The following is a 12,548-nucleotide window of genomic DNA, read 5'->3' as shown; positions in this document are numbered from 1 at the left end:
TCAGATGAAAAAAATATTTCTTACCGCAACAGCAGTTTTTGCATTACTTCATTCCTTTGCACAAACTACACCAAAGGACACAGCGGGTTTTCAGAGCAGGAAACTGAAGCTCGAAGAAGTCAACTTGGTATCGAGCTATTATACCCAAAATGGAAATAATGCAGCTGTAACTGGCGGTATCGGCTCACAAAAACTTACAGATATTGCTAATGTTTTCGACGTAAAACTGGTTAAGTACGACTCCAAATCACGTAAACATACCTTCGGTCTGGAAGTTGGTATAGATCATTATACTTCAGCATCATCTGATAAAATCGATCTTCAGGCCAACTCTTCGGCCTCACATGCCGATACTAGACTGTACCCTTCGTTAAGCTGGAGCATAGAAAATGAAAAAAAGGGAACTACTTTGGCATTTGGGCTTTCTTCATCAACTGAGTTCGACTACCAATCGTTTGGGGCTAACATCAGCTTTTCGGCAAAAACAAAAGACAGAAGCGGAGAATTTACCGCCAAGTTACAGACCTATCTTGATCAGGTAACGCTCATCCAACCTGTAGAGCTGCGAACAAATGTGATGGGTCATGATCAATATGGTTCTGCAGCTCGAAATACTTTTGCTGGTTCACTTTCCTACTCGCAAATCATCAACGATAGGTTTCAGGTCATGTTTCTAGCAGATTTGGTACAACAAAATGGATATTTGAGTCTACCGTTTCACAGGGTTTATTTCAAAGATAATTCTGTACACCAAGAAAATTTACCTAATAGTAGATTAAAAATCCCTTTAGGCTTTAGGGCCAATTATTTTGTTGGGGATATGTTCATCATCAAAACCTATTATCGTTTTTACACAGATAACTGGGGGTTAACCTCACATACGGCAGATATTGAAGTACCAATTAAAATTATACCGTTCTTTTCGCTCAGTCCGTTCTATAGGTACTACACCCAAACAGCTGCCAAGTATTTCGCACCCTATCAGACCCATACTGCTGCAGAACAATATTACAATAGCAATTATGATTTAGCAAAGTTCAACAGTAACTTTTATGGCGCTGGCATTCGCTTTTCACCACCAAAAGGAATCCTTGGTTTACAACGTATCAGCATGCTCGAACTGCGATATGGTCATTACACAAAGAACATAAATATGAGTTCTGATATTATATCATTGAACATCAAGTATAAATAATAAAAAGTTCATTAAACAAAAAAGCCACTTATTTCTAAGTGGCTTTTTTTTACTTGTCAATCCAGTTGACAAGTGTTAATTGAGCTTGTACACCCAATAGGATTCGAACCTATGACCTACGGTTTAGAAAACCGGTGCTCTATCCAGCTGAGCTATGGATGCGTGTCAAAACAAAAATAATGAATACCATTTCTGTATGATGTTGCAAAGATATAATTTTGAAAGGATAATTTTAAGAAATTTTTAAAATTATCAGTTGTTAATTGGCGATAAATAGAGTGTTTAATTGATTTATAACCAATTAAGGTGTAAATCTGGCAAAGGCACTTTTATAAATTTGATTATTTGACTCTAATTGAAGAGCTTTTTGATAATATTTTGAGGCTTCACCTAAGAAATGTCGCTCTTCTAGCATAAATCCCGTTAGGTATGCTTTTTCTGCTGAACTAGTTGCAACTACTCCTTTTAAAATCTTTGTTATTGCTGTTTGATAGCTTGCTTTAGTCCACAGTTTTAAGTACTTCCTTTTAGGGTTTTGTTGTCCTTGCATCTCCCAAAAATAACTGCCTGACTTTTTTAATTGCGCAGCTATTGAATCTATTTTAATGTAAGTAGCAGGTTTTCCTGTTATCAGTAAATCTCCATCTGTTGCGGCACTATATACTTCGGTTTTTACAGCTTTGGTAGGTAACCAACCAATAGAAAGTGAACCATTATAATAGTTAATGGTATCTGCATTTAATTTTGTGATTAATGTTCCTCTGCCCCTGCTTGCTGCGCCGTAAGTTTGCATGTAAGCTCTTGGGTCTTTCTCTGGCGCTGTATGTGCATGTGAAAATGAATGCCAGATGTATTTAAAATAAGCAGATGATGCAGAGGTTGTTTCTTTACTGCACTTTGCCAACAGTGTTTTTATAGTGTATATCCCTTTAGTTTTTAATTGTACTACCGAAAAATTTGCGCACACTAAAACCAATTGAGTTTGCTCTGGTATATTAATTTGATCGGTACTTAACAGATTATCGCCCTTTTTTAAGATGATAGATTTCCCTGAAACTGTTTTAACTGCTTTTCCGCTATTGTAAAATACGATAAAGGCTGGTTCTGCTGCGAAAGAGGATAGACTTAAGCAAACTAGAACTAAAAGCAAAAGGATTTTATTAATTGTGTTTCCCATGTGTGAAAATTGTTTTAAATCCTTTTTTCTTATGTAACCAAATTGCGAAGGCTTCGTAGAAATAGAGAACATCTACCGCTAAAATAATTGCTGCTAATGTGGCGGTCATGTTCATTTGTGTATTAAACTGATGAAAACTCAGCAAGCCTAAATATACAAAGAAAACAGCCGAAATGATTTGTGCAATTTTTGCGATGAGGTGAAACCAGATGTGGTTTTCTAGATAATCTTTAATAAAGAGCGCCATGTGTAACCAACATAATAAGAATGCAATTGCCCACATTAACCAAGCGGGTAAGTGATGGATGTATTGATGGGACTGGATCATGCTGATGATGTTAGCATGGATAAAAATACCATTCATATCTGGCAATGATTTGCCTGTGTATTTTTCATTCATTGGCGTAAAGTGTTTATCCTCTACATCGTTTATGGTGCTGGCTACATATCCTACTAAAACAATTTTATTGGCGAAGAGGCTGCTATCAGCTTTGCCATTAATTAAATCCATACCGTTTATAACTACATATTTATCCGCTTTGCGTGTATAATTAATAGTTTCGGTTAGTTTATTTCTTTTGATTAAGGCTTGATAACTTTCAGGATCTGCTTGTTTTACAACTTGTGCAGCAAAAGCTGATAGATTCTCTTCTTCTAAGTGCGGGGTAAAATGTCTAATTACTCCTTCTTCTTCTCCAACAAAGTTGGCATACCCTTTATTGATGCTTTGAGTATAGAAATATCCTTTATTATTGGTGGCAGTATAGTTAAAGGCAGTTACTAGTTTAGCATTGGTAGAAAATAGTTTTAGTAAAAGGCTATCTCCTACTGGATCTTTCTTTTCATTGAACAATACATCTACACCAATTGCTTTGGGTTGTTGTGCTGCTACTTTACCAATCATGGCGGCAATATCTTGTCGGTTGCCATAACCTATATTAACAATTACAATGTTTGTATCTGTAGGTGTGTCTTTATTCTTATCCATTTTTGAGTATGCGAGATCGTTGTAATCAAAATCGCTTAGGGCTAAATGGATAGGGTCTAAAAAATGGGTATTAATTGGCAGGAAGGCAAACATTCCCATTACTAAAAACACTGCTAGGGTTGCAAATAGGGTATCTCTTTTAAAAAGGTATTTGAACATTATCTTATTTTTTGAGGGCTATTAAATCAGCTATGCTACAAGATAAGATTTAAAGCTATTACGGATAAATTTAGCACTAAAATACTCTTAATTTATTTCTTAAAAATACCTACAAGTGGGTATTTTTTTACGGACTAATGATGTGTAGTTTTAACTAAACTTAAAGAAACAAATAATGAAAACAAAAAATCTAATTGTATGCGCAATGATCGCATTTATGGCAGTTGCATTCTCTTCAACCAATGCTTTTGCTCAGAAGAAAACTGTTGTTGAGGTAAAATCTACAGCAGCTGTAAAAACTAGAGGTGCTAACCCTAAAATTAAAATGGATGCGCCTACAAGTGATGCAAAACCTGTTGCTAAAGCTCGTGGTGCTGCTTGTTCTGTTAAATTTGATAACTATACTGGCCTTTATATTAAGGTTTATGTTGATGGTTACTACAAAGGTACTTTAGATGCTTGGGGTGCTGGTACTGTAACTGTTGGTAGTGGTTATACTACAATTTATTGTGTAAGTGTGGGTGGTACTAGAGAATGGAATGCTAGTGGAAACTGTGAGGGTGGTTATACTTATACGTTGAAATAGTTATAAATCGTTCTCAAAACATTAAAGTCTTGGCGTATTGCTGGGACTTTTTTGTTTATTGAGGTTTAAAAATCAATTGTAATTTGTGAATCTTATGGTAATGAAAGTAAAAAAATTAATTGCTCACTCTATATGTATAGTTGCGCTATTTATAGGCATCGATACATTTGCACAAACCAATAAAACTGTCGAAATTAAATCTACGGCGGTTGCTAAATTTCGTGGTTCTAATCCGAAAATTAAAGTTGATATGCCTACTAATGATTCTAAACCAATAGTAAAAGCAAGAGGTTCGGGTTGCACAATACAATTTGAAAACTATACTGGCCTTTATATTAAAGTTTATGTTAATGGTTATTATAAAGGCACTATGGATGCATGGGGAAAGGCTAAGGTTGTTACAAATAATGGTTATGAAACCGTTTATTTAGTTAGCGTTGGTGGAACTAGGGAATGGAATACTAGTGGAGATTGTAGTGGAGTTTACACTTTTGTATTAAAATAATCATCTTGTGCTTGGGGTAGTTGTAAGATATTTCGGCTGGTGCGGACACCAGCCGATAGGCAAAAATGGTTTTTCGTTTGACTTGCGCTAGAAGTGATGGAAATTAATAATGCAGAATTATTGTTATTTTATATAACCGTTGGTGGGGACGTCAACTACGGTTAAATGTTATTGATCTTCTTTTTTAGCTCGCCGCCGCTATGGCTCTTACCTTTTTTCACGGGTGTTTATTTTATGGGTGTTCAAGAGTGCTACGCAGTTTTCTTGATAAAAAGGTAACCAAAAATCAAGGCTTTGTATCATCTCTCGGATTAAGCTATTCAAACTTTTAGGGCAACAAGCAGCAGGTTCGATGAAGGATCGAACTGGCTCATTGTTTTTGGGCTGTGGTTTTTGAACGTGTTTGCAGAAGTTTGAATGCTTTCTCCTTCGGAATGCTACAAGGCCGGTCCTCGTTCTTGGGAATAGGTTGTGATTTGGGTAAGGTTGCACTAGCACAGAGTTACAAGCTCAAACTAGCACAAGTATCTACAAAATTAGTCTACAATTCTCTTATCCAAATATTACGGAAGCTGATAGGCTCGCTTTTATCACCATGTGCTTGTAATTTAATTGGACAGGCGCCATGTGCTTTAGCATAGCTCGCTTTACCAATGTATTGTGTTGGTCCTTTCAATTCGAAATTGTTTTGTACCAATACTCCATTAAATAAAACAGTTACTCTAGCTGCAGTTTTTAAACTTCCATCTTCATTAAACACAGGTGCTGTCCAAATTACATCGTAACTTTGCCATTCTCCTGGTTTGCGATTTGCATTTACTAAAGGTGTTGTTTGTTTATAAATACTACCTGCTTGTCCGTTGGTATATGTTTTATTATTGTACGAATCTAAAATCTGTAGTTCATAACCTAAATCGCCGATTCCAGTAGAGGCTAAAAATAAACCGCTATTACCTCTTAGTTGCCCTTCGCCAGTAATATTTGAAGGAATTTGCCATTCGATATGTAGCTGATAGTTTGTGAATTTTCTTTTGGTTTCAATGTTTCCAGTACTCTTATCAACTGTTAATACACCTTTTTTTACCGTCCACTTGGCAGGTCCATTATCCTTAACACTTACCCATTCGTTTAAATCTTTTCCATTAAAAAGGATAATTGCATCAGATGGTGCATTACTATTCATTATGCCTGGTGTAACTACTGGCGGAATTGGGGTGTAAAATTCAGTATCTCCTGGTTTATCTTGCGCCTGAACTGCAAAAAATGGGCTACCAGCTAAAACTAGCACCGCAATGATAAAATATCGTTTCATTGTATATAATTTTTATGCTAAACTAACTAATAATTAATTTAAAGCAAAAGGATCTTTATAATGTATCAACACCTGGACTAAGAGGTATAAAGATATTTCTAGTTATTGTTTGCGTCTCCTCAATCGATAATCTTTCCAACAATTATATCAGAAAAGCAAGTACAGTACTCTTAACTTAGGTTCCGTCCCGCTATTTGCTGCTGCCATGAAAAATGGCATTCGCGTCTATCGGGTTTAGCTAACAAAAACCTGTAACACATCACACAATTCCTCTCCTAGTAATAAAAACACCAAACTAATAAAACCAAATAGGAGATTGCCACGACTTGTGAAAAACAAGTCTCGCAAAGACGAACATGGATGTAAAACTCTTGCTGGTGCTGGCATCCCTGCCAAAAGAAACCTAGTATCTGCTAAAAGAACTAGCATCCGCCAGTAAATTATACACTATTAATTTCCATCCAATACTCTCCTGGGGGTGAGGCGGTAAAAACAAAAGCTACGCCGTAAATGACGTAGCCCTAGCTGATTACTATTTGTTTGGTTTATTGTTTCGGTTTTAAGATGTATAAGATATTATAAACACTGCCTTCGGCTTCTTTTACAGAAACAACTTTGGGGCCTCTGGTGGTTACTGAACTCGATTGATCTACCAATCCTTCTAATATACTTAATACTCCTTTTTTGCCTGAGTCACCTCTAGCTGTTTTTGGTGTTGCTAATCCTTCTAGGTTAATTTCTTTGGTAGTTACAAATACTTTTAAGACTTCGGTACCGAATGGTTCTCCTAATTCTATCTCGTATTTATCGAATGTTCTGGTTTGACCAGGTTCTATTTTTAAATCTGCTGGATAAATTTCTTGAGCTACATTTGGTAAAAATGTATTGATGATGCCATTGGGTTGTAAATCTAAAATATTCACATACACAGCTTTTTTGCCTGTGTTTTTAATCCATAACATCACTTTATCTCCATCTACAAAATTATACGTTCGGTCATCAAACTTCGCATTCATTACAGTTTCATCTGGTTTGCCATTTACTATGGGTATCAATTTAACTTGCGCCATAATGTTAGAATCTCTGAACACTAACTTTTGTAATAACTGATATTGTGCAAACCTGTTAATGGCACTTTTTAAAGCTATTGTATCTGTTGCGCTAGTAATATCTGTAAAACGATACCCGTTTGATGCGACGCTAATGGTGTCTTTTCCATCGCCCTTACCAATTAATAAATCTGGTGTACCTACTAAACTAACCAATGGTATTTTTTTAAGCGCTGCTGTAATTTGAGCTGTTTCTGTTGATGTATAGGCAACATTTCCTCTTGCTACCGGCGCAAAACCTACTACTATTGGTTTGGTATTAAACAAAGGTTCGGCAATAAAAACATACAGTAATGCGGCTTGAGTGGCTTTTGTAGGTTTATCTAATTTAATGGTGGCTTTATAATTAGTGGCTTTGGTAACCACTCCTTTTGCTAACGCGATAACTTTACTTGGATCTGTTGTACCTGCCGGATATACGTTTACTTTGGCACCGGCACTTAAACCTGCAAAGCTTCCTGCTTTTACTTCTATTTCTAACGGATTGTTAATTTTATCGACATAAATGAATGGTTCTTGTTTTACAAATTTACCTCCAAAAAGTTCTCTTTCTAATCCGTTTCCTTCTAGTACGGGATGTTGACCAGGAACTTTTTCATTCATTATTGCCTGAATTTTAGCGAACAAAGTTCGATACGTTGTGCCTGGTTTTAAGTTTTCGAAAACCTTACTTACTGCGTAGGTCAGCGAACCCATGCCTACATTATCATCGCCTGTGGTTTCGTAATTTAATTCTGATGCTTGTGCTGCCGAAATAACTACATAAGATGCAAGTTCGTTTTCATTGCCTCTCGCTGTTGATGCATCTTTGAAAACTTCATCGCCTGTTGTTTTTTTAACATCTGGCTTGTAACCTTCGTACGTCAAGGCTCCTTTACCTCCTCTTACTTTTGCCGAACCTCGTGTACCTGAACCTGAATGGCAATTATCCATGAAAACGACGACATCTCCGCCTTTACCTAATTTTGCTCTTAGTTGTTGAATATAAGTACCAAACTCATCATCTCTAAAATAATTAGCTTGTAGTTTATCAAATTCTGCTCTATTTAAACCCTTGTTGCCTCTTGCTAATGCTTCTTTTTCTGTTTCTTTTGTATAAAGGGCTGCGTTATAAGACACAATTGCTTCATCATAACCATCAGCTTCATCTCCGTTATTATCTGCTATTTGTTCGCCATGTGATGAAAAATGAATAACGACTACATCGTTCGAGTTTGCATCTACACTTGCAATTAGATTTTTAAGAGCGGTTTCTATCCCTTCTTTTGTTGCGCTTGCTTCGGCAACGGTTTTGATATTTGCATCTGGAAAGCCTTGTTTTAATAAGGTGTTTTTGATATAACCGACATCTTGTGCGCTAGAAATTTTACCCCAACCACCATCTTCAGGATAATCGCCTATGGCAAATATTAAAGCATGTTTCTTTTGTGCCTGAGCAACGCTTACCGTAAAAAATAAGGCAAGTAAACTGAGCATTAATCTAGTTTTCATGTCGGGATTTAATTTATGTAGTTAAAATTAGGTTTAATCTACACAGGAAAAAATACCTATTAGTGGGTATATTTAGTCGGTGGTTTATTGGTTCAATAGTTCATTAGCTCATTGGTTCATTGGTTTTGGGCGATAGAATCAAAAAGTCCGAAAGTTTAATTGCTTTCGGACTTTTCGTTTTTATCTTTCAGACTTTTCGGTCTTCCTAACTTTCGGACCAATTTAATGGGAAATAGTTAGGATGATTAGCATGTAATAAACCTGAGTTGAAACAACAAAGCCTGCAAGTTTATCCACTCACAGGCTTTGTTGTTTTATCTTTCGGTCTTTTCGGTCTTCCTGACTTTCTGACTTACTTAATAATTTCCTGTTACACCGATTTCTAAGCCACGAAGTTCAGCTAAGCCACGTAAACGACCAATTGCTGAGTACCCTGGGTTTGTTATTTTGTTTAAATCATCTAACATTTGGTGACCATGATCTGGTCTGAAAGGGATTGGTTCTGTTCTTTTACTGTTTTCGGCAGTAACTACTTTCATCACTTCGTACATGTTTACATCGCCGCCTAAATGGTCTGCTTCGTAGAAATTACCTTCTTCATCTTTGGTTACATTGCGCAAGTGCAAGAAGTAAACTCGTTCTTTTACTGCTTCAAAAATATCTACTAAATTATTATCCATACCTGCTCCTAATGAGCCTGTACAATAACAAATACCGTTAAAAGGTTGGTCTACGCTTTTTAAAATGTAGGTTAAATCTTCTTTCGTACTTGCAATGCGAGGTAAACCTAAAATTGGATAAGGTGGGTCATCTGGGTGGATGGTCATCTTGATTCCATTTTGTGTACACGTTTCGGCTATTCCTGATAAGAACCAAGTTAGGTTCTCTTTTAAGCCTGCAGTACCAATTGCAGTATATTCATCGATTGCAGTACGTAAGGCTTCAATTTCTATCTCCTTTTCATTCGGAATGCCCATTAACACGTTTATGCGCAATTCATCCAGCTCTGCTGCACTCATTTTTGCATATTTAGCTTTCGCTTTTGCTAAGATATTCTCTTCGTAATCTGCAACAGCACCTTCCCTTTTGAAAATATATAAATCGAAAATGGCTAAATCTGTCCAGTTAAAGTATAAAGCTTTTGAACCATCTGTCATTGTTAAATCTAACTGTGTACGAGTCCAATCTAATACGGGCATAAAATTATAGCAAACCGTTTTTATACCGCATTCGGCAAGGTTCTTTAGCGATGTATTGTAATTTTCTAGGTATTTACCAGCATCTGGTCTGCGGGTTTTAATGGCTTCGTGAACAGGTACACTTTCTACTACCGACCATGTTAAACCAGCTGCCTCTATGATTGCTTTTCGTTCTTTAATATCTGCTAAAGGCCATACTTCTCCATGCGGAATATGATGTAAAGCGGTCACAATTCCTGCTGCACCTGCTTGTTTAACGTCTTGTAGGCTTACTGGATCTGATGGACCGTACCAACGCCATGTTTGTAGTAGTTTATGGTTTTTTGTACTCATTTTATATTTAGTAATTAGTAGTTAGTACCAAGTATTTAGATTGAATAGCAAATATCTAGTACAGCATTAAATAATAATTTCTACCAAGATAACTCAAAAATAAAATTAGTAATATCATAATGAGCATAAAAATTTACGGAAACGTTAGCGTAAAAAGTTCATTTGATCATTGGCTCATTAGTTCATTTGTTTACTTGCTAACCAGTTTTACCAATGAACGATTTCAACAAATGAACTAATGAACTAACTTATTTCAATTCGAAAGTTGTTTCTAGTTTAATTCCATCTGAAGAACCACCAACCATCACTTTAAAATCTCCGGGCTCAGTAATCCAACCTGCTTTTTCTTTAAAGAATGATAATTTTTCAGGAGTTAATTCGAATGTGATCGTTTTACTTTCTCCTGGATTCAGCTTCACCTTTGCAAAGTCTTTTAACTCTTTAACTGGTCGCACTACCGATGCAAATTTATCTTGCATGTACAATTGAGCTACTTCTTCACCAGCAACTTTACCGCTATTGGTTAATGTGAAACTTACTTTAACTGTTTGTCCTTTTTGAATAGCTGTTTTATCTAGTTTTAAATCACTATACGTAAAGTTAGTATAGCTTAAACCATAACCAAATGCATATTTAGGGTCGTTTGGCGAATCGATATAGGCAGATTTATAGGTAATATCTTTAGGTTTTGTAACCGGACGACCAGTATTGTAATGATTATAGTAAATTGGAATTTGCCCAACATTTCTAGGAAAACTGATTGGTAATTTACCAGAAGGGTTGTAATCTCCACTTAATACATCTGCGATAGCATTACCGCCTTCATCTCCTAAAAACCAAGCATATATAACGGCATCTGCTTTATCTGCAATGCTATTAAAAATTAAAGGTCTACCAGCCATAATTACTACAATTACAGGCTTTCCAGTTGCTTTAATTGCGTTAAATAATTCTTCTTGACGGCCAGGCAAGCTGATGTCTGTTCGCGATTTCGATTCGCCACTCATATCCCAAGTTTCACCTAAAACCATAATTACAGCATCTGCATTTTTAGCATTAGCTATAGCAGTACTAAAACCAGCTGTACTTGTATCTGTTGCAGCTGTTCCTTGCGTATAGGTGAATTTAGTCGAGTTGCCAAATTTGGTTTGCAATCCTTCGTAAACACTGGTAATATTTGCAGTATCTGCATACACCACCCAACTACCGGCTTGGTCACGCTTTGCGTTAACCATTGGTCCAATTAGCGCAATGTTTTTAACGTTCTTTTGCAAAGGCAGGATATTACCTTCATTTTTTAACAATACAATTGATTTTTGAGCAGCTGATCTTGCAATTTCTTTATGTTTAGGATCATTCATTACTTTAGCTTCTCTTTTTTCATCAGAGAATTTGTACGGATTATCAAATAAACCTAGTTCGAATTTTTTATATAATATTCGTCTTACCGCATCATCAACAAACTTTATATCTACTTTACCACTTTCAACTAATTTTTCTAGCTCTTTTTTGTAGGCTTCGCTCTCCATATCCATATCGCTACCTGCCAGAATTGCTTTTTCTGCTGCTTCATTTGAGTTTTTCGCAAAGCCCCAAGGCACCATTTCTCTAATCGAACCCCAATCACTTACCACGAAACCTTTGTAGCCCCATTGTCCTTTTAAAATATCGCGTTGCAAATAAGAATTCCCAGTTGCTGGAATACCATTTAACGTATTAAAAGAATTCATAAACGTAGCCACTTTAGCATCGGCAGCTGCCTTAAAAGGAGGTAAATAGATTTCATTTAATTGCTGCTCACTCATATCTACCGGATTGTAGTCTCTTCCAGCGATTGCGGCGCCATAGGCTGCAAAATGTTTTGCACAGGCCATAATCGCATCAACTCCACCTAATTTATCGCCCTGAAAGCCTAAAACGCGGGCTCTAGCAATTGCAGAACCTAAGTAGGTATCTTCACCAGCACCTTCCATTACTCTACCCCAACGTGGATCACGAGCAATATCAACCATAGGTGCAAATGTCCAGTGGATACCAGACGCCGCAGCTTCTTCTGCAGCAACATGTGCAGTTTCTCGTATTGCGGCCATATCCCAAGATGCAGATTCAGCTAAAGGAATTGGAAATACTGTTTTGTAGCCATGAATAACATCTAAACTAAATAGCAAAGGAATTTTTAAACGGGATTGCAAGGCAATAGCTTGTATTTCTCGTGTATCTTTTACGCCCTTAACGTTTAACATGGAGCCTACCATACCTGATTTGATATCGTTTAGTAGGTAATTTTTCCTATCGCTAGTTGGACCTGTTACTTCTTTACCAGAATATTGGTTCAACTGACCTACTTTTTCTTTTAAAGTCATCAATTTTAGTACTGAATCTACACGTTGGTCGATAGATTTTTTTTGAGCATTTAGTTTAGGTGTAAATCCGATAAAGAGCAATAGGATTAGGCTTGAAATTTTATTCATCTTCTAGTTAAATTATATTCTTT

General features: G+C 36.4%; 9 protein-coding genes and 1 tRNA gene. 3 read left to right on the top strand and 7 right to left on the bottom strand.

What is annotated here, in order from left to right:
* The first annotated feature begins 4 nt into the window (after positions 1 to 4).
* A complete protein-coding gene (locus tag GM921_RS03925) occupies positions 5 to 1,195 on the top strand; it encodes a DUF3570 domain-containing protein (protein WP_182921303.1) in 1,191 nt (396 codons plus the stop codon).
* Positions 1,196 to 1,283: 88 nt separating this feature from the next.
* Here GM921_RS03925 and GM921_RS03920 read toward each other — a convergent pair.
* From GM921_RS03920 to GM921_RS03910, 3 genes are all read right to left on the bottom strand, one after another.
* Positions 1,284 to 1,357: transfer RNA gene (locus tag GM921_RS03920), tRNA-Arg, on the bottom strand.
* Positions 1,358 to 1,496: 139 nt separating this feature from the next.
* Positions 1,497 to 2,372 carry a hypothetical protein gene (locus GM921_RS03915; RefSeq protein ID WP_182921302.1) on the bottom strand — a complete coding sequence of 292 codons (876 nt, stop codon included), beginning with the start codon at positions 2,370 to 2,372 and terminating at the stop codon, positions 1,497 to 1,499.
* The gene (locus tag GM921_RS03910; RefSeq protein ID WP_182921301.1) at positions 2,356 to 3,519 is read right to left on the bottom strand and encodes a CHASE2 domain-containing protein; all 1,164 of its coding nucleotides are present in this window, start codon (positions 3,517 to 3,519) and stop codon (positions 2,356 to 2,358) included. Before GM921_RS03910 ends, GM921_RS03915 begins: the two co-directional genes overlap by 17 nt.
* 175 nt (positions 3,520 to 3,694) lie before the next feature.
* Between GM921_RS03910 and GM921_RS03905 the strand changes: the two genes are divergently transcribed.
* Both GM921_RS03905 and GM921_RS03900 read left to right on the top strand, forming a co-directional pair.
* Positions 3,695 to 4,105, top strand: a complete 411-nt coding sequence (locus GM921_RS03905; protein WP_182921300.1) for a hypothetical protein — start codon at positions 3,695 to 3,697, stop codon at positions 4,103 to 4,105.
* A 100-nt stretch (positions 4,106 to 4,205) separates the two neighbouring features.
* Complete coding sequence (locus GM921_RS03900) at positions 4,206 to 4,610, top strand: hypothetical protein (RefSeq protein ID WP_182921299.1); 405 nt, start codon at positions 4,206 to 4,208, stop codon at positions 4,608 to 4,610.
* A 541-nt stretch (positions 4,611 to 5,151) separates the two neighbouring features.
* On the opposite strand, the gene GM921_RS03895 is transcribed toward GM921_RS03900, so the two are convergent.
* The 4 genes from GM921_RS03895 to GM921_RS03880 all read right to left on the bottom strand — a co-directional run bounded on the left by GM921_RS03895 (position 5,152) and on the right by GM921_RS03880 (position 12,525).
* Complete coding sequence (locus tag GM921_RS03895) at positions 5,152 to 5,922, bottom strand: 3-keto-disaccharide hydrolase (RefSeq protein ID WP_182921298.1); 771 nt, start codon at positions 5,920 to 5,922, stop codon at positions 5,152 to 5,154.
* 545 nt (positions 5,923 to 6,467) lie between these two features.
* Positions 6,468 to 8,522, bottom strand: coding sequence for a caspase family protein (locus GM921_RS03890; protein ID WP_182921297.1), 2,055 nt, complete (start codon positions 8,520 to 8,522; stop codon positions 6,468 to 6,470).
* Positions 8,523 to 8,878: 356 nt separating this feature from the next.
* Positions 8,879 to 10,054, bottom strand: coding sequence for a mannonate dehydratase (gene uxuA / locus GM921_RS03885; RefSeq protein ID WP_182921296.1), 1,176 nt, complete (start codon positions 10,052 to 10,054; stop codon positions 8,879 to 8,881).
* Positions 10,055 to 10,302: 248 nt separating this feature from the next.
* Positions 10,303 to 12,525, bottom strand: a complete 2,223-nt coding sequence (locus GM921_RS03880) for a glycoside hydrolase family 3 N-terminal domain-containing protein (RefSeq protein ID WP_182921295.1) — start codon at positions 12,523 to 12,525, stop codon at positions 10,303 to 10,305.
* Positions 12,526 to 12,548: the final 23 nt, after the last annotated feature.

The organism is Pedobacter planticolens, assembly GCF_014172375.1.
Taxonomy (GTDB): Bacteria; Bacteroidota; Bacteroidia; order Sphingobacteriales; family Sphingobacteriaceae; genus Pedobacter; species Pedobacter planticolens.
This window is presented reverse-complemented; position numbering and strand designations above follow the sequence as displayed.